The sequence below is a fragment of the Acinetobacter sp. CIP-A165 genome, from assembly GCF_000367985.1.
GTDB lineage: Bacteria > Pseudomonadota > Gammaproteobacteria > Pseudomonadales > Moraxellaceae > Acinetobacter.
The window spans coordinates 567,016-587,808 of record NZ_KB849201.1 but is presented as its reverse complement, the minus strand read 5'-3'; the positions used below and the strand labels follow the sequence as shown (position 1 = coordinate 587,808).

The following is a 20,793-nucleotide window of genomic DNA, read 5'->3' as shown; positions in this document are numbered from 1 at the left end:
CAATCACATGAGTTTAAGTGATGATGAACAATTCGACCAATTTAAGTCGTTTGCCAAAAAATATGGTTCTGCAATCATTAGCGGAATTCTCATTGCCTTGATTGCCTTTTTCGGATGGGAATACTGGCAAAAGAAAACGCTTGCTGAAGCGCAGAGTCAAACGGCGAAAGTACAAAAGTTGATGGATGAAGCCAATGTGCTGGCAGGTCAGCCTAATGCTTTTGCGACGATATCTGAATCAGCAGATAAAATTGTGAAAGAAGATGCAAATTCGGTACATGCAATCCAGACACAATTCCTGTTAGCTAAGTTGGCTTATGATAAAGATGACTATGCCGCTGCGGAAAAAGCATTAAAGAAAGTCGAAAACTCAGCAGTCAAAGATGCTGGTTTAGTACAAATTGTTAAACTACGTTTAGCCGATGCACAACTCGCTCAGAAAAAGTATGACGAAGCCTTAAAAACACTGGCCAATGTGACTGAGCCTACGTTTAAAGCGACAGTAGACGAACTTCGCGGTGATATTTTTGTTGCGAAGAAAGATACTGAATCAGCACGTAAAGCCTATCAAAGTGCATGGGATAGTTTGATCGAACGCAAAAAAGAGCGTCAGCTTTTACAAATTAAACTCGAAAGTGTTGGCGTTTTAGTAGATGATCCTGAAATTGAGCGCCCGATCTTAGATACCAATGTGGATGAGTCTTAATGCAGAATAAACTAAAACTACCATTGGCAATCGCCATTGCCTCAGCTTTATTCGTTGGATGTTCGAGTAATAAAGTTAAGCCAGTGAAACCAAACCCATTGCCAAAAATCACGCAAGAACAGAGTTTAAACCTTGTTTTTTCACAAAGTGTTTCCTCTACCAATGCAGCTGAGTCAATACGTTTGCAGTTGGATACGGACAATGGCGTGATTTTTACGCCTGATCCTGATGGACAAGTTTCAGCTTATAAAGACAAACAGCGTCTTTGGAAAAGTAAGATAACCAAACAAGAGCTAACTGCTGGTGTTGAAGCAGGTGAAGGGATTGTTGTCGTTGGTAATCGTAAAGGGCAATTGTTTGCTTTAGACCAAAGCACTGGTGAGCAGAAGTGGGTAAAACAGTTGTCTGGTGCGATTTTATCTCCATCCTCGATACAGTTGGGGCGGGTGATTACACTGGCAAATGATGGAACTGTATTTGCACATGACGCAGTTTCAGGACAACAGGTTTGGGCATATAAGCTGCCAAATATTCAGTTTAGCTTGCGTGGACAAGCTGCCCCTGTACCGTTGGATGAACGCACGGTACTGATTGCTTCAGCAAATGCGTATATCTATGCAATCGATGTGATTAGCGGTATACCGCAGTTTCAGCGTCGTGTTGCCATCAGCGAAGGTCGTTCCGATATTCAACGTTTGATTGATATCAATGGTGATCCAGTGGTTGCGGGTCAATATTTAGTGACCACGAGCTTTCAAGGGCAAGTGACTGTTACTGATTTAGCGACACAACGTGTGGTGTGGAGCGAAGATGCGAGCAGTACTAATCGTCCAGAAGTATCAGAAGATAAAGTATTTATCTCAACTGTTGATGGTAAGTTGAATGCCTATGATCTCAGTGCGGGTGAGTTGGTGTGGCAGAATGAAAGCTTATTAAATCGTAAGTTAAGTAATCCTGTGATGTTGGGTCAAAATCTGGTGGTCGGTGATTTAGATGGTGTTTTACATCTGATTGAGCCTGCAACTGGTCGCTTGGTTGGACGCGCTAAAACACGTGGAGATGTCCGCACATTACGTGTCATCGACAACCAACTTTATGTCGCTACTCAAAAAGGTGCATTAAGCATTTGGCAGAATCGTTAATTTTATCCAAGCTTGTGGTAAAATTAAAAAATAGGGCATGGCAAAATACCATGCCCTGCATTTTTTATAGAATCTAAATTTCAGCATAAATTTTTTCAATCCAAATATGATACTCGTTAGGATCATCCGCAACCTGAGCGAAGATAAACAAAGCAACGCTTTGTCTGAGTGTAAGACGAGTAGCTGTGCTGCGAGTATGGTATGAGAATTGAGTCTTGTGGAGTATGGATAACTGCCTTTGCCTTTACGAAGCTTCAAACGCTTCTCAGGGCAAAACCAAAGTAAGTCCAACTGAAGGCTTATCCAAGTGTTGGATGAGAATTCGGCAAGACACCGTTATGATGATTTTAAAAATCTAACTCAGATTAAGGTAATTTATGAAACCCGTTATTGCGCTCATTGGTCGTCCAAACGTCGGAAAATCAACGCTATTTAACCAAATCACAAAAAGTCGTGATGCTTTGGTTGCTGACTTCGCTGGTTTAACTCGTGACCGCAAATATGGTGATGCGGTTTTTCAAAATAAATCATTTATTGTCGTCGATACGGGTGGTATCGGTGAAAATGAAGGCGGTATTGACTCGTACATGGCAGAGCAGTCAAAAACTGCAATCAATGAAGCTGACATTATCGTTTTTGTAGTCGATGCCCGTGCAGGTCTATTGGCTTCAGACGAACAAATCGCACGTGAACTACGTACATTAGGCAAAAAAATCTACCTCGTTGCCAATAAAGTGGATGGTGTTCACGCTGAAGCTGCTTTGGTTGAGTTTTATAAGCTTGGCATGGGTGAACCCTTACAAGTGGCTGCCAGTCACGGACGTGGCGTGCAGCAAATGCTTGAGGATGTCTTGGTTGATGTTCCTGAAGATGAAAGCGATGAAGCACATGATAAGGCTACAGGCTTACGCTTAGCTATTATTGGTCGTCCAAATGTGGGCAAGTCGACTTTGGTCAACCGTTTGCTCGGCGAAGACCGTGTGGTTGCATTTGATGAGCCTGGTACAACACGTGATTCTATCTATATTCCGTTTGAGCGTGATGGTCGTAAATACACCTTGATTGACACTGCTGGTGTGCGCCGTAAAGGTAAAGTAGATGAAATGATTGAGAAGTTCTCAATCGTGAAAACGCTACAAGCGATTAAAGATGCACATGTCATTGTTGTGGTTCTGGATGCGCGTGAAGGTGTGGTCGAACAAGATTTGCATCTGATTGGTTATGCACTTGAAGCTGGACGTGCCATGTTGATTGCCATTAATAAATGGGACAACATGACCGAATATGACCGTAAACAATGTAAGTTGGATGTTGATCGCCGCTTTGATTTTATTCCTTGGGCGAAAGTACATTTAATCTCTGCATTGCATGGTACTGGTGTGGGGGAAATGTATCCAACCATCCATCGTGCTTATGAATCATCACATTTGAAAGTTTCACCTGCAAAACTCACACAGATTTTGAATGATGCAACAGAAGCGCATCAACCGCCAATGATTGGTGGTAAGCGAATTAAAATGCGTTACGCGCATATGGGTGGACAAAACCCACCAACGATCGTTGTTCACGGTAATAAGGTTGATAAAACCCCTGCAGATTATCGCCGTTATCTCGAAAATGTGTTCCGTAAAGTGTATAAGTTGGAAGGAACGCCTGTTCGTGTTGATTTCAAAACTTCAGACAATCCATTTGAAGGTCGTAAATCGATGGTTGATGAGCGTGTTGCTGCACGTAAACGTCGTTATGTACAGAAGTTCAAAAAAGCTGAGAAGAAGATGAAGCGTTAATCAAAGATAAAATCAAAAGCCCAAACTTTGTTTTGGGCTTTTTTATAATGAGAGGCTGTTAATCATGTCATCTAAAATCGAAATACATGTTCAGGCATTGGCTCAGCTGCTTGATCGGGATAAAACAGACTTTGCTGATTTGCGTTCATTTAACCATTATAAAAAAGATCAGATTCAAGCTTATCGCAACCAGCTACTCGCCAAAAAGTTAGCGTGCGAAATTGAAGATTTAAACATTTCCAAACATGAACAGGGCAAACCTTTTTTGAACTCGCACTCGTTGAATTTTAATCATTCGCATAGTCAACAATACTATGCTTTGGCAATGAGCGAACGAGTAAAAGATATTGGGGTCGATGTCGAAGAGTTGGATCGAAAAGTACGTTTTGATGCTTTGGCGCAACATGCATTTCATCCTGAAGAATATCAAACTTGGCAACAGCAAGACCAAGATCAGGAATATTGGTTTAAAGTTTGGACGACCAAAGAAGCGATTTTAAAAGCTTCAGGCCTCGGTATTCGTTTAGATTTAAATAGCTTAAATACGCAAGTTCATTCATCAAATCATGGTGGAATGTGTACACATCCACTGATCGGCACTTTTGCCTATCAGAATTTCATCTTAAATCGTGTTGTGGTAACAGTTGCATGGCGAGCAGAGCAGTCTTGTCGAGGGTTTCAGTTTCCGCAGATCCAAATGATTCAGCATTAATTTTTACTGCTTTTAGTTGGCTTTTTCATAGATGTTCAAATCGTATACTCAAAAAAATGCCAGTGATTACACTGGCATTTTTTTGAATCAAGAAGAGGGGAGAGGTTTAAGGAATCTCGTCTTCTTCAAATTCAGGCTTCACTTGTACGATAAAATCTTGACGATTTAGACCACGCCATAATGCGTATGCAGTACCAATATAAATAGATGAATAAGTACCAACAAACACACCGACAATCATCGCCGCCGAGAACCAATGTAAACCATCACCACCCAAGAAGAACATAGCCACCACAACCAGCAATAACGTTGCAGAAGTGTGGAGAGTACGACGTAGGGTTTCGGTTAAGGCAATATCAATGATCTCTTGCGAACTGGTGTCACGAATCTTACGGAAGTTTTCACGAATACGATCCGATACCACGATGTTATCGTTGAGTGAGAAACCGATAATCGCTAACAATGCCGCCAAAACGGTCAAGTCAAACGGCCATTGGAACAATGCAAATGCACCTAGAATGATGACAATATCGTGGAATAACGACATCACAGCACCCATCGCAAGCTTAAACTCGAAACGAATGGTGACATAGATCAACATCAGGATCAGCGCAAGTGCAACCGCACCAGAAGAACGAACATAGAGTTCGTTACCAACAGCACCACCGACCGCATCTACTTTATGAACATTAACAGTATTATTCGGTAGCTGAACTGCTTTGGTAATGCTGTTGCTGAGATCTTCAACCTCTAAATCATCCTGTACAGGCATACGAACGATGAGGTCCGTATTGCTGCCTAGAGTCTGAACAACTGCATCTTTAAATCCAGCTTGACTCAGTGCTTGTACAATCTGTGACGGTTGAACGGCTTGTTCATAGTTCAACTCAGCAGACACACCACCAGTAAAGTCCAAACCGAGATTTAGACCTTTGGTTGCAATAAAGAACAGACTGGCAATCGTCAGTAAGATCGAGATGATTGCCGCAGGTTTGGCAATCTTCATAAATGGGATGATTTTTAAATCATCGGGACGACCGTATTGCTTTGAATCTCGTTGAGTCAGATTAGTCATATCAATCTCCTTAAATACTCAACTTGGTCAAATTACGGCGTTTGCCATAAATGAGTTGCACAATTGCACGTGTGACTGTAATCGCAGTAAACATCGAACAAATAATACCGATCATCAACGTCACAGCGAAGCCTTTGATCGGACCCGTACCAATAGCGAATAAGATAAATGCAACAAGGAAAGTGGTTAAGTTGGAGTCAAGAATCGTGTTATAGGCACGATCATAGCCCGCCACAATGGCTTGTTTGGGTGAAGCGCCCCATCGTATTTCTTCTCGGATACGCTCACAAATCAGAACGTTAGCATCAACCGCCATACCAATGGTAATGACGATACCTGCAATCCCTGGAAGGGTAAGGGATGCACCTAACCATGACATCACAGTCAAAATCATTGCTAAGTTTAAGACGAGTGCAAAGTTTGCGATGAAACCAAATAGACGGAAGAAAACCACCATCCAAATTGCGACTAAGATAAAGCCGATAATGGTCGACTGAACCCCTTTCTCAATATTCTCTTTACCTAGACTCGGACCAACCACACGCTCTTCAACGAAATACATCGGTGCAGCCAAAGCACCTGCACGAAGCATCAATGCAAGTTCAGCCGCTTCTTGTGGTGAATCTAAGCCCGTAATACGGAATTGTGAACCTAGAACAGCTTGAACAGTTGCCGCATTGATGACCACAGATTCGGTATATGGCGTGCGCACCTCAGTTTGTGCACCCGTCTCAGGATCGGTGACATAACTGATTCGTTGTTTATTTTCGATAAACAAAACCGCCATACGTTTACCAACAGCATTACGTGTGCCGTCAGCCATGAGTTTGCCGCCAGCGCTATCCAAGGTAATATTTACTTCTGCACCGCCTGAATCTTGGCTAAAGCCTGAGCTTGCATTTTGAACGCGTTCACCAGTCAAAATACGACTACGATTGAGCAATAATTGGCGACCGCTATCCATTGATTCAAAAGCAAACACTTCTGTTCCAGGAGGAACAGGTTGCCCATTATATTGACGCGTGTAAGGATCAATATATTGATCATTGCTATCGGCAACTAAGCGGAATTCTAAATTCGCAGTACGACCTAAAACACGCTTTGCTTCAGCAGTATCTTGTATCCCTGGTAACTCCACCACGATACGATTACTACCTTGGGTTTGTACCAATGCCTCAGCAACACCCAATTCATTAATACGGTTACGTAAGGTGGTTAAGTTTTGGTTCACTGCATAAGATTGAATTTCTTGACGACGTGCATCAGTGTAGCTCAGTCTTAAGGTTGCACCTGTTGCTGTAGCAACTGGCTGCTGCGTAAACTCGTTACCGTTACGACGTAAGAAATCAGCCGCAGCTTCTCGATCTGCATTTTCTGCAAACTGAACGGTAATGGTGTTGTTACTTAAAGCGAGATTATTGAATTTAATTTTATTGTCACGAAATTGACGACGTAGATCAGTCGCAGATGTTTCCATACGCTGACTAATAGCTTTATCCATGTCGACTTCGAGCAAGAAATGTACACCACCACGTAAGTCTAATCCGAGTTTCATCGGTTTAGCCCCAATCTTTTGCAACCATTCTGGTGTTGTTGGCGCAAGATTGAGTGCAATCACGTAGTCTTCGCCTAAATCACGGCTCAGAATCGCTTTCGCCTTCAGCTGTTCTTCTGATGAGTCTAAACGTAATAAAGCTGCATTATTAGAGAAACTATTATCGTGACTGCTAATATTGGCAGTTTTTAAAATCTGCTCAGCTTTTTGCACGACACTCTGATCAATCTGAGTACCAGCTTTTGCGCCCGAAATTTGGACAGCAGGTTCATCAGGATACAGACTAGGAAGTGCATATAACGTACTGATCACAAATACTACGATGATCAGTAAATATTTCCATGCAGGGTAACGCATTCGCTTTCTTCTTAAATGAAAAAGTCGTGCTGAGGCACGACTATTTTATGATTAAAGGTTATTGAGTGTGCCTTCAGGTAACACTGAAATAACGCTTGCACGTTGAATTTTAACTTCTACACCACGGCTCAGTTCAACGGTTGCAAAGTCACCATCTAAGCGAATGATTTTGCCCATTAAGCCGCCAGCAAAAACAATTTCACTACCAACACCAAGACTATCAACCAAGCTACGATGCTCTTTGGCACGTTTTGCTTGAGGACGCCAGATTAAGAAATAAAAGATCGCAACAAATACCGCGATCATCAATATATTTGCCATAAGACTTGGGCCTTGTTGAGCAGCATCAGCAGCGTGGGCAGTAGAAATGAAAAAGCTCATTTTGATTTCCTAAGGTTTAAAAAGGTCAAAAAATTGACAATAAGTTCCAATTCGTTTTGCAATGTACCTTGTCTTGGCTTTGCGTGCAAATCCAGATGAATTAATTTGGACAAGGTGGAACTTCTAATCCACGACGTGCATAAAAGTCCTGTACATAGGCATCAAATGTATCGTTTTCCAGCGCATCACGCATCCCTTGCGTCAGGCGTTGGTAGTAACGGAGGTTATGGATTGTGCCGAGCATCGATGCCAACATTTCTCCACACTTCTCTAAATGATATAAATAGGCACGACTAAAGTTTTTACAAGTGTAACAATCACAATGTGGGTCTAAAGGACCTTGATCATGACGATATCGACTATTACGAATTCTGACTAAACCATCAGTGACAAAATAATGCCCATTACGTGCATTACGTGTCGGCATCACGCAGTCAAACATATCAACACCGCGACGAACCGCTTCCACGATGTCTTCAGGCTTACCGACACCCATAAGGTAACGTGGTTTGTCCTCTGGCATTTTATTAGGTAAATAATCAAGCACCTTGATCATTTCATCTTTTGGCTCGCCGACAGATAAACCACCAATCGCATAGCCATCAAAACCAATGTCTAACAAGCCAGTGAGTGATTCATCACGTAGATCTTCGTACATGCCACCTTGAATAATGCCGAATAGGGCATTTTTATTCTTAAGTTCATCATGATGGTGGGTTTTACAACGCTTGGCCCAACGTAAAGAAAGCTGTAAAGATTTTTGTGCTTCTTCATGGGTTGCAGGGTAGGGCGTGCACTCATCAAAGATCATAACGATATCTGAATTGAGGACTTGTTGAATTTCCATGGAAATTTCAGGAGATAAGAAGACTTTTGAGCCGTCAATTGGAGAACGGAACGTCACGCCTTCTTCTTTAATTTTACGCATTGCACCCAAGCTAAACACTTGGAAGCCGCCTGAGTCGGTCAAAATTGGTTTATCCCACTTGATAAACTCATGTAGACCGCCATGCTCTTTAATCACTTCTAAGCCAGGACGTAAATATAAATGGAAAGTATTGCCTAAGATAATCTGTGCTTGAATTTCTTCAAGATCACGAGGCAACATGCCTTTAACCGTACCATAAGTACCGACAGGCATAAACACTGGTGTTTCTACCACACCATGTTCTAGAGTGAGTCGACCACGACGGGCGCGTCCCGACTGGCCTAATTTTTCAAATTTCATGTCATAACCCGAGCAAGATCGAAGTACCTTTAAGGAGTACTAGGAGGCGAAAAAACAGTTCGCTGATCAAAAACGGCTATTTTCCTTGATTATGGCGCGCAGTTCTACTACTAAATGTAGCTGGCGTTAAAAATTCGGTTTATAGTCAAAATTACGATCAATCACGGGATCACGGAAAGGGCGAATCGCTTTCTTTGCTAAGGTGATGGTGTTGACCAAATTGTTTGGAAAAACTTGAATGTGATTATTAAACAATTCGACATTGCGGTTAAAGATGGTAATCGCAGCACCGACATTTTCATTCTGTTCTTGAATATCATCCATCATCTTGCTGTATAGCGTATCTGCTTTCAGCTCAGGATAATTTTCAACCACAACATTTAAACTACGCATCAAATCGCTATTTAATTTTTCGATGTGTTGTAACTTGGCAATATCGGTATCATTGATATTGAGATTCATGATCTGCTGACGTAATGCAGTTACTTGCTCTAGGGTAGATTTCTCAAAGACTGTGTACTTACTTAGCGTATCTTCGAGCGCTTCCAGTGTTTTGACTTTCTGGCGCTCAAAATTGGCAACTTCTGCCCAAGCACGTTTGGTGGCATTGAAATACCGCACGATCGTGTTGCGGATATGAATCCCCCAAACGATGAGTACAACAAAAATCCCCAAGAAAATGAGTAAACCTGTCATTGCCATTCCCCTTTATTATTTACCTAGTCGAACTTTTATCGTTCCTCATCCCTTATGCCGTTTTAGTTGTGGATCAGGGCTAGGATGAGTTATTTAATTAAATTAAGCATCATTTCTTGAAATCTTTGATATTGAGGCATGGTCATGGTACGAAGATGGCCACGTAGTGCTGGAATATCATTGATTTGATCACGCTTACTCGTTGTTTGTAATAGGTTTTGTTCACCAACATAACAAAGAATTTGCTCTTGATGATGATAGATTAAATCGCCTTTAAAATGTTGAAAAAAATCATGTAATTTTAAGGTCATACTTGGGCTAATGCTTTTAGCGAGTTCATGTTGGCTTCGCCCAAAAATTTTAAGATTACGATTGACTGAGATATCACTACTTTCCCACGCATGAGCATAAGGTTCAAAAAAACGAGAACGTTGGTTACTGACAGCAATTCCTAAAGCAGGCATTTGAAAAATAAATGCGCCCCATAAGTCTTTATGTATTTCTTTACTGATCTGTTGATTCTTATCCCCATTTCTTAGAATTGGTAGTTCACTGACATAATGATATTGGAAGATCAGCACCTGATGTTCCGTGACACCATCATGCCATGTTGTGGAGGCGTATTGCGTAATGTCATTAGATTCCGTGCCACGATGAAACAATGGGAAAAATTGTTTAAGTCGACTGATCACCAGTGTTGGTTGCGCCTGAATCGGAAGATATGCGGGGAGTTGCTGGAAGTTTAAGTGATAACGTAGGGTCATCAAGCGTTGTTCTAGATATTCTGTTACTTGTATCAAAGGCTGTTTCGGTTCATAAAGCAAATAGGCTAAAAATCCAGAAAGAAATGCGCCTAAAAAGCTCCAGATAAACTGAATGTGTGGATGAATAAAATAGCCGAAGACCAAACAGCATGCACTGACAATCGCAAGGAGTAGGGGTAGTATATTAAAGAAATGCAAGCTATGCGCTTCACCCCAAGGATGTAGTTTGTCGAGCAGTTCTTGATCGGTTGTTGATTTATTTCCAATATCCCAAAGCCGAGCAATATTGCGAAAAACTTGAGCGTTTTTTTTGCGTCTTATATGGAGTGCTTGTTGTACAGTGTCGATCGGCATGGCGATGATCAATTCATTATATTAGATTGATGAGGTATAGATTATGCTTTAAATTTCAGAAACTAAGAAGTGCCTTGTGGGCTATTTTAATCAGTCTGGATGGAATTAGAGAGTCTTGAGCAGACTGGCGAGTGCTTCTTGTAAACGTTGAAGTTTTGGCATTTGAAGTTGTTCCAGCTTTTCAGCAAGTTTATTAACCGTGATTGCTTGAAATAAATAATTATTCTCCGCTAAAGGGGATTCATTGAATAGCCAGCACATCACACTAGTTTGTGGGTGTACATAAAAATCTCCATAAAAAGTCTGCATCATTTTTTCCAATGACAATACTCTTTCTGGCGTTAAAAACTTAACGAGCTCATATTCATTTACGCCAGTTTGCTGATGCTTTTTATTAAAGAGAATATCACTAGATTTCCACTCGATACCTAGATGACATTGATGTTTATAGCGAGCTGAGATACTGATGCCTTTGAATGGAAAATTGTCCATGAATACGCCCCACAGATCACAATGGGTCGTTTCAAAGAACTCTTTGCCTTGTTCATCGGTTGTCCTTGTTTGATAGGTGTAGTGATAGTTAAAAACAGAATAATCATATGTTTTTTGTTTAATCACTAATTGCCCATCTAGCAATATTTTAACAGTATTGTCTTTATTACCTAATTGAAATAAGGGATGATCCAGTAAAGCAGGATTTAAGGGGGTGCTATCAGCATGAAACTTAACCTGATAGGTCTGCTCCAGAACATAGATTCTTAATTGTTCTTTTAGGCTGTCTAATTCAGTTGTCGGAATACGATAACGCACACCAATACTAAACAGAACAACACAAACAATTAGATAGTAGGCAGAGAACAAAAGGCCTGCCAATAAAAAAATCAGACTCAGCGTGCACATTGTCCAGTATAGGGAATTCTTGATATACAGGTTTTGCTCGCCATCCCAGTGTTTTAAGGTATTAATTAAAAGTTCTGGTGAGGGTTGTTTCTCTAGCAATTGGCGAATGGCCTCAATATTTTTTAAGGTCGACTGATTGTGAGTAGATTGATTTTGAAAAGTTTTTTTAATTTTATTGGATATGAATGGCATAGTTTTTTAGATAATCATTCTGAAAAAATAGGCTAAACCATGATTTAGCCTATGAGTGATATTTATGCGAGTTGATCAATCAACATCGCATCGCCATAGCTAAAGAAGCGATAGCGTTGTTCAACTGCATGCTGATATGCCGCCAAAATATTATCCCGATTTGATAGTGCTGAAACGAGCATCAATAGCGTGGATTCAGGTAAATGGAAATTAGTAATCAAACGATCCACCATGCAGAACTGATAACCTGGGTAGATAAAGATTTGGGTGTCGCCTGTCCAAGCTGCAATCTTACCACCATTTGCTTGCGCTGCACTTTCTAAGGCACGTGTCGCGGTTGTGCCAACGGCAATCACTTTATTGCCTCGTGCTTTGGTTGCTAAAATTAAATCAATCGTCGCTTGCGGTACATCACACCATTCACTGTGCATAATATGGTTACTAATGTCTGTGGTGCGAACTGGCATAAATGTTCCAGCACCTACATGCAAAGTGACAAAAGTTTTTTGAATGCCTTTTTCTGCCAATTTTACTAACAAATCTTGGTCGAAATGTAAGCTTGCAGTCGGAGCTGCTACACTGGCAATTTTTTCAGGGTCATGAAAAACCGTTTGATAACGTTCAGTGTCAATCTCTTCAGCTTCACGATTGAAATAAGGTGGAATCGGTAACTGACCGTATTGATCCAACACCGACAAAATTGGCTGTGAAAATTTCACCACAAATAGATTTTCGTGGCGACCTTGTACCGTCACAGGAACTGCATCTTCACCAATATACAGTTCTGCGCCTGCTTTAAGTGAGTTGCTCGATTTGATATGGCAATGTGCTGTATGCGTATCCAACATACGTTCAACCAAAACTTCGATAGCACCGCCAGTGGCACGTTTTCCTTTTAATCGTGCTTTCATGACTTTAGTGTCATTTAGAACCAGTAAATCACCATCTTCCAATAAATCTAAAATATCGGTAAAAGCATGGTCGTGATACTGACCTGCTGCATCAATATGCAATAAGCGTGATGCGCTACGGCTTTCTAGTGGGTAGCGAGCGATAAGTTCATCTGGAAGATCAAAAGAAAAGTCGGAGAGTTGCATACATCTAAAACATTGCAAAAAATTGGGCGTAGTATAGTCTTTTTTGTGTTTTTTCGCTGAGCTTGATGTTTATAGCTAAAAAAATATCTGAATGATTTAAAAGTGAGCAATAAGTGATAGATGGGGTTTGACAATAAAATCAAACAGGTTATCATACGCAACACAAAGCATCGCACTCTTCCCGAGGTGGTGAAATTGGTAGACGCGGCGGACTCAAAATCCGCTGTCAGAGATGACGTGTCGGTTCGAGTCCGACCCTCGGGACCAAGATTCAAAGACCCCAAGCTGGTATTAAAGGCTTGGGGTTTTTTTATGGCGATTAAAAATGTTAGTCTAAGAAGCTTGTTTAATTTTTACTCTAGTTTAGGTCGTGGTTACTTTATAGCCATAGGCGTAAATTTTTTGAAGAATAATCAGGATTTGTTGTCATTTTAATCGATCATTATGTTATGCCTTGTACTGTTTAAGATTGCTTAAGTCGAAAGCACTTAAGTCGCCAGTATTTGTGTAATGTCAGCAGATCCTATGAAAAGGATAAATAATGAAGCCGTATCAAAGAGCCGCACTTGCTTTGGCAGTACTAAAGCTGGAAACCAATAACACAAAACGCAATATCTATGATTATACTCAGTCTTGTTATCCTCGTATTTCAGGTCATGCCGATAAGGAGTGCATAAAGTTTTTTGATTACGATCGAAATACCTATTTTGAGGGACGGTTTAATGACGGTGAATATCGTCTTTATGACTATGGGCATGGTGAATACATCTCGATAAAACAAAAATCTGCTGGTTGTTATGAGGGATATCATTATGGAAGCGGTCGTTATTATTCGATTGCATGTCAGGGAAATAATGTGAGTTTTTATGACTATGGCACTGCGCTTTATTATAACTTTGCATAAAAATATTTTTATTACCTCATCTTTTATAAATTAATAATTTTCAATTGCTTGTCGTTAAATAATTTTTAAACAAACATGAATGGCGAAGAGCAGTGGTCTATGACTGCTTCTTTGCTCATTGATGATATGTGTTATCTGCTTTATTCGTCTGCAAGTTTTAGTGGACTTCTTTCATACATCCCTTGCGGAACTTCAATCGTTCCTCATTCTCTCTATGGGGAAATACAAAGTGGCTAAAAACGATAGAAGAGCGCTTGTGTGATACGGTTCTCTTTAATCAAATGTTCATGTTAAAATTTAATGAAATTTCACGTTTTGTTTCGAAATAATGAGAAGCGTTTATTGCCTTTTATGTTAAACTTTGTTAATACTAAGTGATAGTTGTCACATTTTTCTTAATAAAACGTAAGCAACCGTATAATGATAATATTCGAGAGGCGGGCATGGCTATTCAACTATTAGAATTACAGCAGGCCGAAAAGTTAAGTGCTTGTAAGATATCTTTGTCTTTAGGCATAAACACTGAACAGAACTTGATTGAACATTTCCTGCAATTTAATCGTAAATTGATGCAGGCCAGTACAGCATTGCTCGCTTTTCACCAAGAACCTTATCTTTGGCACCGTTGCCCTGAAAAATTACAAGCAGTTGATTCTACAAAGATTGCAAAAAGTTTAAATACATTATTTGTCAATGATGATCTGATCGATAGTGAGCACCCGCGCTATCCAACCTTGATTGCCTTTTTAAATACGTTCAAGCGAAAAGTTCAAAGTGCCATTGCATTGCATCTCAGACATCCAGATCAAACCTCATTAGGATATGTGGTTTTATTTGATGAGGATGCCCAAGCATTTAGCGAGTTACAAAAACAGCTCTTACAGGCACACTGTGTTAATTTTATGCAACAGCTAGAGTTGAAATTCAATCATGATGAATTAAAAGAATTGTACGAACAAGAAGCGGCTTTGAATGTCAGTAAAACCAAATTCTTTTCGATCATTTCACATGATTTACGCGCACCTTTTCATGGCTTACTTGGCTTTTCTGAAATATTGGCGAAAGAGCGTGATACTTTAGATGAATCCAGTATCCAAAATATCGCAGACTATCTCCATGATACTTCGCAATCGACTTATAACTTATTGGAAAGTTTGCTGAATTGGGCAATGGCTGAGGGTGGCCGTTTCGTTTATCACCCAATTAATTTTAAGTTGCGGCAGATTACCAACATTGTCACTGATATTTTGAAAACGTTGGCTTTGAAAAAACATATCGAACTGGTCAATGAAGTCGATGAGAATCTTAAAGTTTATGCCGATATGAATATGATCACTTCGGTGATACAGAACCTCGTTTCAAATGCATTGAAATTTACCGATGTTGATAGCGCTGGAAAAGTCTTTATTCGAGCGAAAAACAACGGTGACTTTGTGGAAATCCATGTCAAAGACACAGGGTTAGGTATGACTCAAGCACAGATAAAGGAACTATTTCAGCCTCGGATTACCATGAGTTTAAAAGGGACGGCTGGGGAAAAAGGCGCTGGTTTAGGGCTGGCTTTGTGTAAGCGGTTTGTTGAAATGAACCTTGGTGAAATTAGTGCCAGCTCGAAAGAAGGGGAAGGTACGCTCTTTACTGTACGATTGCCTATAGCACGTGAACATGTGGATTCATGTGTTGAACAGCATAAAAGTCAAGAAAAATTAGCCTAAAGAGATTTTAAAGATAAGGGTGTAACTGATATAACTAGAAAGGTCTACAGACCTCATTAAGATGACATCAAGTCGAGCTTTTTTATATGAATGCAGCACAGCTACAAAGAACTTTAGTTGCCAGTCAGTATGCAGAGCAAGTTTTAAATTTATATACATTACAATTAGAACAAGATTATGCTGAAGATCAATTTCTTGGTCCACTTTCGACGGAAAGTATTTTTCAAAAAGTTCAACAGGCCATTGCAGATTTAAGTGATGAACAAGCTTGGATGAAAGCTTTGCGTATCTTGCGTGCCAAACTGATGTTTCGCTGGATTTGGCAAGATGCCAATCAACTGACCGATGTGGTTACCCTGACTCGTGAGCTTTCCGACTTTGCGGATGCCAGTATTTGTGCTGCGAAAGCTTTCGCACGTGTTCCATTAATTGCCAAACATGGTGAACCAATTGGTTATTCAGGTCAGGTGCAAGATCTCATTGTCATCGGTATGGGCAAACTTGGTGCTCAGGAGCTTAATCTTTCTAGCGATATTGATTTGATTTTTGCTTTTGATGAACAAGGCGAAACCAATGGTCGTAAATGTATTGATGTTCAGCAGTTCTGTATTTTGTGGGGACAAAAACTGATTTATTTGCTGGATCAAATTACCGCAGATGGCTTTGTGTTTCGCGTGGATATGCGGTTACGTCCGTGGGGAGATGGTTCCGCGCTTGCGATTAGCCACATAGGTTTAGAAAAATATTTAAGTCAGCATGGTCGGGAATGGGAACGCTATGCGTGGATTAAAGCACGGGTAATTACTGGTGGCAAAGAGGGTGCAGATTTGATGGCGATGGCACGTCCTTTTGTGTTCCGTCGCTATGTCGATTATTCCGCATTTGCTGCAATGCGTGAAATGAAAGCCATGATCGAACGTGAGGTGATGCGTCGTAATATTGAGGATGATATTAAACTGGGCGCAGGCGGGATTCGTGAAATTGAGTTTATTGTCCAAGTTTTTCAGTTGATTTATGGTGGATCAAGACGCGAACTGCATGATCGTCAGTGCTTGGTCAATTTACAGCATTTGGGGCAGGCCGAATTACTTGATCAGCAGGCAGTGACTGACCTAGAGGATGCTTATTTATTTTTAAGACGAGTCGAACATGCGATTCAAGCACTCAATGATCAGCAGACACAATCCTTACCGACTGAACCTGAACTCAGACAACGTATGTTGGATACCTTGGGTTTTACGGATTGGTCATCATTTTTAAATGTGCTGAACCAGAAGCGCGATAAAGTTAAAGTCCAATTTAAACAATTGATTCAAGAAAACGAATTTTCTGAACCTGTTGATGATTTTGAGCAGTTGGAACAGCAACTGAATACAGTATTGGATGATGATGCACAAAAACTGATTCAGAACTTCTGGCATGGACAGGCCTTAAAGAAAATTCCTGCAAGCGCACTCGAACGGCTAAAGAAATTTTGGCCACATTTGATTGAAGCGATTTTACAGTCTGATCGACCACAAATGGCATTGTTACGTTTGATGCCTTTGGTGGAGTCTGTACTGCGCCGTACCGTGTATTTGGTCATGTTGATGGAAAGCCGTGGTGCTTTGCAACGCTTGGTGAAAATGGCAACGGTGAGCCCGTGGATTTGTGAAGAATTAGCACAATATCCAGTGTTGCTCGATGAGTTCTTATCAATGGACTTTGGTTTGCCCTTACGTAAAGACTTAGAGGATTCTCTACGCCAGCAATTACTGCGTATCGAGATTGATCAAGTTGAAGATCAAATGCGTGTGTTGCGTTTATTCAAAAAGAGCAACGTTTTAACCGTGGCTGCCAGTGATGTATTGGCTGAAAGTCCATTGATGAAAGTTTCAGATGCCCTAACCGATATCGCGGAGGTCAGTGTACAAGCCACCTTAAATCTGGCCTATCAAGCGGTTGCACAACGACATGGTTATCCGATGGGGAGCAATGGACAGCGTTGCAGTCTAGATGTGAAAGGCTTCACCGTGATTGGCTATGGCAAGCTCGGCGGAATTGAACTGGGTTATGCCTCTGATTTGGATTTGGTGTTTATTCATGCCTTTGAAGAACAAAGCGAAACGGATGGCAGAAAGCGTATTAGTGGTGCTGAGTTTGCCATTCGTGTGGCGCAGAAATTTATGTCACTCATGACCACGCAAACGCTAGATGGGCGCGTCTATGAAATTGATACTCGTCTAAGACCGTCAGGCGAGGCAGGCATGTTGGTTACTAGCCTAAAGGCCTTTGAACAATATCAGCAAAAACATGCATGGTTATGGGAGCATCAAGCTTTGGTGCGCGCTCGTTCGATTGCAGGTGATACACAGCTTTGTCAGCAGTTTGAAACGGTTCGGTGCAAAATCCTTACTCAAGTTCGTGATGAAAACGTAGTACGTGACGAAGTGATCAAAATGCGCCAAAAAATGAAAGATCATTTGGGTTCATCTTCTGAGCAAAAAAAACATGGCATTTTTCATTTAAAACAGGATGCGGGTGGTATCGTTGACATAGAATTTATGGCACAGTATGCAGTGCTTGCATGGAGTGGGACGAATACAGATCTCGCCCATTTTTCCGACAATGTGAGAATTTTAGAGGATGCTGCTAAAGCAGGCTGCTTATCAAGTGAAGATGCCACAGCATTAATACAAGCTTACCTCCGTGAACGAGCTGAGAGTCACCGTTTAGCGCTTGCAAATCAATCTATGCAAGTCAATGCTGCGGATTGGCACGATACCCGCGAGATCGTTTGCAAGTTATGGCAAAGATTAGTTGATCCAAATGCAATAGCATTGGAAAGTGAATAATAGTGAAAAAAATGGAGTATGTGCGATGAGTTTGGCTGATCGTGATGGTTTTATTTGGCAAGATGGAAAAATGGTTGATTGGCGTGATGCAAAGATTCACGTCTTAACACACACACTACATTATAGTATGGGTGTGTTTGAGGGTGTACGTGCCTATGAAACTCCGAATGGTACAGCAATCTTCCGTTTGCAAGATCACACCAAACGCTTATTAAATTCAGCAAAAATTTATCAAATGAAAGTTCCATTTGATCAAGCGACTTTAGAACAAGCACAAATTGATGTCGTGCGTGAAAATAAATTGGTGTCATGCTATTTACGTCCATTGATTTGGATCGGTTCTGAGAAGTTAGGCATCGCGGCAACGGATAATACCGTTCATGCAGCGGTTGCGGCATGGTCTTGGGGAACGTATCTTGGTGACGAAGCAATGGCACACGGTATTCGTGTAAAAACGTCTTCATTTACGCATCATCATCCAAACGTGACCATGTGTAAAGCAAAAGCTTGTGGTAACTACACAGTATCAATCTTGGCACACCAAGAAGTTGCTCGTGCGGGTTATGACGAAGCGATGCTGCTTGACCCACAAGGTTTTGTTTGCCAAGGCGCTGGTGAAAATGTCTTCTTGATCAAAGATGGCGTGTTACATACCCCAGATTTAGCAGGCGGTGCACTTGAAGGGATTACTCGTCAAACAGTGATGACCATTGCTAAAGACCTTGGCTATGAAGTCGTAGAGCGCCGTATTACTCGTGATGAGTTTTATATTGCTGACGAAGCATTCTTTACTGGTACTGCTGCTGAAGTAACCCCAATTCGTGAATATGATGATCGTGAAATCGGTTGTGGTTCACGTGGTCCGATCACCACTGAAATTCAAAAGACTTTCTTTGATGCTGTTCAAGGCCGTAATGATAAATATGCGCATTGGTTGACTTATGTGAAATAAGTAAATAACCATCGATTAAGCGAAGCTCAGGCTTCGCTTTTTTATTAGCTGCTTTTTAATAGTGAAGCTGTCAACAGATTGCAATCAAAGCATCATCAATCCTTAATTAAACTAGGCTACGTTGATCTCTAGGCACAATTAAAAAATAGAGAAACAATGAAAATTACCGTGGTCGGCGCAGGTTATGTGGGTTTATCCAATGCCTTGTTATTTTCCAAACAACACGATGTGATCGTACTAGATATTGACCAAACAAGAATTAAGCAGATCAATCAAAAGATATCCCCAATCAGTGATGCCTGTATTCAAAGCTACTTAGCCGAATCGCATATTGAAGCCACCAGTGATAAAGAACTGGCTTATCAACAGGCAAAATTGATTATTATTGCCACCCCAACCAATTACAATCCTGAAACCAATTACTTTGATACTTCAAGTATTGAAAGCGTGATCGCAGATATTCAAAGCATCAATCCCAAAGCACTCATGTTGATTAAATCCACCGTACCCGTTGGCTATACTGCTGAAATTTCTAAAAGACTCAAGTTAAAGAATCTGATCTTTTCGCCTGAGTTTCTTAGAGAGGGGCAGGCATTGCAGGATAATCTATATCCATCACGAATTATTGTCGGTGAAAAATCCAAACGCGCAGAAAAAATAGCCAAATTGTATCTCAAAGCAACGATTAAAAAAGATGCTGTGTTGCTCTGTGTCGACTCGACCGAAGCTGAAGCGATTAAGCTGTTTTCGAATACTTATTTGGCGATGCGAGTGGCTTTCTTTAATGAACTTGATACCTATTGTTTGAAGAATAAATTGAGTGCTTTAGATATTGTTACTGGTGTTGCTTTGGATCAGCGTATCGGAGATCACTATAACAATCCATCCTTTGGTTATGGTGGCTATTGCTTGCCGAAAGATACCAAGCAACTGTTAGCCAATTATTACGATACGCCACAAGAACTGATTTCAGCGATTATTCGTTCTAACCAGACGCGTAAACAGGCGATTATTGAAGATATTTTGAGTCGAAAAGTATCCTGTGTCGGGGTTTATAGACTAACCATGAAAGCTGACTCAGACAATTTTAGAGAGTCGGCTGTGCATGATGTGTTGCAAGGTTTGGCTGAGCAAGGTATCAACATTGTGATTTATGAGCCGACCTTGGATGTAAAGGAATATTTAGGTCATCCGATTGAATCAAGCCTACAAAAATTTAAGAGCAAATCTGATTTAATTATTGTGAACCGAATGGTTCCTATGTTTAGTGATGTAATGGAAAAAATTTATACACGGGATTTGTTTGGAGTGAACTAGCTTTTGTAGCAAAAACAAAATGAAATAATCCTAATCGTTTGACGAATTTATAATAATCAATTTAATCATGCCTATGCTAAGATAGCTCAATATTCGGTGCGTACTATTTAAGGCTTGCGATATCG

General features: G+C 40.8%; 17 protein-coding genes and 1 tRNA gene. 10 read left to right on the top strand and 8 right to left on the bottom strand.

All coding sequences use genetic code 11. The features are described 5' to 3' along the window. Positions 1 to 7: 7 nt before the first annotated feature. From F991_RS05450 to F991_RS05435, 4 genes are all read left to right on the top strand, one after another. Positions 8 to 706 carry a YfgM family protein gene (locus F991_RS05450; RefSeq protein WP_004669602.1) on the top strand — a complete coding sequence of 233 codons (699 nt, stop codon included), beginning with the start codon at positions 8 to 10 and terminating at the stop codon, positions 704 to 706. After that, positions 706 to 1,848, top strand: a complete 1,143-nt coding sequence (gene bamB, locus F991_RS05445) for an outer membrane protein assembly factor BamB (RefSeq protein ID WP_004669601.1) — start codon at positions 706 to 708, stop codon at positions 1,846 to 1,848. Before F991_RS05450 ends, bamB begins: the two co-directional genes overlap by 1 nt. A gap of 377 nt (positions 1,849 to 2,225) precedes the next feature. Then, positions 2,226 to 3,635 (top strand): ribosome biogenesis GTPase Der, encoded by a 1,410-nt coding sequence (der, locus tag F991_RS05440; protein WP_004669600.1) that lies wholly within the window; start codon positions 2,226 to 2,228, stop codon positions 3,633 to 3,635. Between the two features lie 64 nt (positions 3,636 to 3,699). Then, positions 3,700 to 4,347, top strand: a complete 648-nt coding sequence (locus tag F991_RS05435; RefSeq protein WP_004669599.1) for a 4'-phosphopantetheinyl transferase family protein — start codon at positions 3,700 to 3,702, stop codon at positions 4,345 to 4,347. Positions 4,348 to 4,453: 106 nt separating this feature from the next. Here the strand turns inward: F991_RS05435 and secF are convergent, their stop codons facing one another. From secF to queA, 8 genes are all read right to left on the bottom strand, one after another. Then, positions 4,454 to 5,422 carry a protein translocase subunit SecF gene (gene secF / locus F991_RS05430; RefSeq protein ID WP_004669598.1) on the bottom strand — a complete coding sequence of 323 codons (969 nt, stop codon included), beginning with the start codon at positions 5,420 to 5,422 and terminating at the stop codon, positions 4,454 to 4,456. Between the two features lie 10 nt (positions 5,423 to 5,432). Continuing rightward, positions 5,433 to 7,334, bottom strand: a complete 1,902-nt coding sequence (secD, locus tag F991_RS05425) for a protein translocase subunit SecD (protein WP_004669597.1) — start codon at positions 7,332 to 7,334, stop codon at positions 5,433 to 5,435. A 51-nt stretch (positions 7,335 to 7,385) separates the two neighbouring features. Then, positions 7,386 to 7,715 (bottom strand): preprotein translocase subunit YajC, encoded by a 330-nt coding sequence (yajC, locus tag F991_RS05420; RefSeq protein ID WP_004669596.1) that lies wholly within the window; start codon positions 7,713 to 7,715, stop codon positions 7,386 to 7,388. Between the two features lie 100 nt (positions 7,716 to 7,815). Continuing rightward, complete coding sequence (tgt, locus tag F991_RS05415) at positions 7,816 to 8,943, bottom strand: tRNA guanosine(34) transglycosylase Tgt (protein WP_004669594.1); 1,128 nt, start codon at positions 8,941 to 8,943, stop codon at positions 7,816 to 7,818. A gap of 126 nt (positions 8,944 to 9,069) precedes the next feature. Continuing rightward, complete coding sequence (locus F991_RS05410) at positions 9,070 to 9,639, bottom strand: LemA family protein (RefSeq protein ID WP_004669592.1); 570 nt, start codon at positions 9,637 to 9,639, stop codon at positions 9,070 to 9,072. Between the two features lie 89 nt (positions 9,640 to 9,728). Then, entirely contained in the window at positions 9,729 to 10,757 is a 1,029-nt protein-coding gene (locus tag F991_RS05405; protein WP_004669590.1) for a hypothetical protein, read from the bottom strand. Between the two features lie 105 nt (positions 10,758 to 10,862). After that, positions 10,863 to 11,849: a hypothetical protein gene (locus F991_RS05400; RefSeq protein ID WP_004669588.1), complete on the bottom strand. Its 987-nt coding sequence runs from the start codon at positions 11,847 to 11,849 to the stop codon at positions 10,863 to 10,865. Between the two features lie 62 nt (positions 11,850 to 11,911). Then, a complete protein-coding gene (queA, locus tag F991_RS05395) occupies positions 11,912 to 12,946 on the bottom strand; it encodes a tRNA preQ1(34) S-adenosylmethionine ribosyltransferase-isomerase QueA (RefSeq protein WP_004669586.1) in 1,035 nt (344 codons plus the stop codon). 180 nt (positions 12,947 to 13,126) lie between these two features. Here queA and F991_RS05390 point away from each other — a divergent pair. The 6 genes from F991_RS05390 (at position 13,127) to F991_RS05365 (ending at position 20,668) form a co-directional block, all read left to right on the top strand. Beyond that, a tRNA-Leu gene (locus F991_RS05390) sits at positions 13,127 to 13,213 on the top strand. A 274-nt stretch (positions 13,214 to 13,487) separates the two neighbouring features. Beyond that, positions 13,488 to 13,850, top strand: coding sequence for a hypothetical protein (locus F991_RS05385; protein WP_004669585.1), 363 nt, complete (start codon positions 13,488 to 13,490; stop codon positions 13,848 to 13,850). Positions 13,851 to 14,293: 443 nt separating this feature from the next. Continuing rightward, positions 14,294 to 15,565: a sensor histidine kinase gene (locus tag F991_RS05380; protein WP_004669584.1), complete on the top strand. Its 1,272-nt coding sequence runs from the start codon at positions 14,294 to 14,296 to the stop codon at positions 15,563 to 15,565. An 86-nt stretch (positions 15,566 to 15,651) separates the two neighbouring features. Then, positions 15,652 to 18,399 carry a bifunctional [glutamate--ammonia ligase]-adenylyl-L-tyrosine phosphorylase/[glutamate--ammonia-ligase] adenylyltransferase gene (glnE, locus tag F991_RS05375; RefSeq protein WP_004669583.1) on the top strand — a complete coding sequence of 916 codons (2,748 nt, stop codon included), beginning with the start codon at positions 15,652 to 15,654 and terminating at the stop codon, positions 18,397 to 18,399. A 25-nt stretch (positions 18,400 to 18,424) separates the two neighbouring features. Beyond that, positions 18,425 to 19,351: a branched-chain amino acid transaminase gene (locus tag F991_RS05370; RefSeq protein ID WP_004669582.1), complete on the top strand. Its 927-nt coding sequence runs from the start codon at positions 18,425 to 18,427 to the stop codon at positions 19,349 to 19,351. A gap of 156 nt (positions 19,352 to 19,507) precedes the next feature. Continuing rightward, positions 19,508 to 20,668: a nucleotide sugar dehydrogenase gene (locus tag F991_RS05365; protein WP_004669581.1), complete on the top strand. Its 1,161-nt coding sequence runs from the start codon at positions 19,508 to 19,510 to the stop codon at positions 20,666 to 20,668. Positions 20,669 to 20,793 lie beyond the last annotated feature (125 nt).

Coding starts and splice junctions, on each gene's coding strand:
- F991_RS05450 (WP_004669602.1), top strand. CDS start 8: ATGAGTTTAAGTGATGATGAACAATTCGACCAATTTAAGTCGTTTGCC.
- bamB (WP_004669601.1), top strand. CDS start 706: ATGCAGAATAAACTAAAACTACCATTGGCAATCGCCATTGCCTCAGCT.
- der (WP_004669600.1), top strand. CDS start 2,226: ATGAAACCCGTTATTGCGCTCATTGGTCGTCCAAACGTCGGAAAATCA.
- F991_RS05435 (WP_004669599.1), top strand. CDS start 3,700: ATGTCATCTAAAATCGAAATACATGTTCAGGCATTGGCTCAGCTGCTT.
- secF (WP_004669598.1), bottom strand. CDS start 5,422: ATGACTAATCTGACTCAACGAGATTCAAAGCAATACGGTCGTCCCGAT.
- secD (WP_004669597.1), bottom strand. CDS start 7,334: ATGCGTTACCCTGCATGGAAATATTTACTGATCATCGTAGTATTTGTG.
- yajC (WP_004669596.1), bottom strand. CDS start 7,715: ATGAGCTTTTTCATTTCTACTGCCCACGCTGCTGATGCTGCTCAACAA.
- tgt (WP_004669594.1), bottom strand. CDS start 8,943: ATGAAATTTGAAAAATTAGGCCAGTCGGGACGCGCCCGTCGTGGTCGA.
- F991_RS05410 (WP_004669592.1), bottom strand. CDS start 9,639: ATGACAGGTTTACTCATTTTCTTGGGGATTTTTGTTGTACTCATCGTT.
- F991_RS05405 (WP_004669590.1), bottom strand. CDS start 10,757: ATGCCGATCGACACTGTACAACAAGCACTCCATATAAGACGCAAAAAA.
- F991_RS05400 (WP_004669588.1), bottom strand. CDS start 11,849: ATGCCATTCATATCCAATAAAATTAAAAAAACTTTTCAAAATCAATCT.
- queA (WP_004669586.1), bottom strand. CDS start 12,946: ATGCAACTCTCCGACTTTTCTTTTGATCTTCCAGATGAACTTATCGCT.
- F991_RS05385 (WP_004669585.1), top strand. CDS start 13,488: ATGAAGCCGTATCAAAGAGCCGCACTTGCTTTGGCAGTACTAAAGCTG.
- F991_RS05380 (WP_004669584.1), top strand. CDS start 14,294: ATGGCTATTCAACTATTAGAATTACAGCAGGCCGAAAAGTTAAGTGCT.
- glnE (WP_004669583.1), top strand. CDS start 15,652: ATGAATGCAGCACAGCTACAAAGAACTTTAGTTGCCAGTCAGTATGCA.
- F991_RS05370 (WP_004669582.1), top strand. CDS start 18,425: ATGAGTTTGGCTGATCGTGATGGTTTTATTTGGCAAGATGGAAAAATG.
- F991_RS05365 (WP_004669581.1), top strand. CDS start 19,508: ATGAAAATTACCGTGGTCGGCGCAGGTTATGTGGGTTTATCCAATGCC.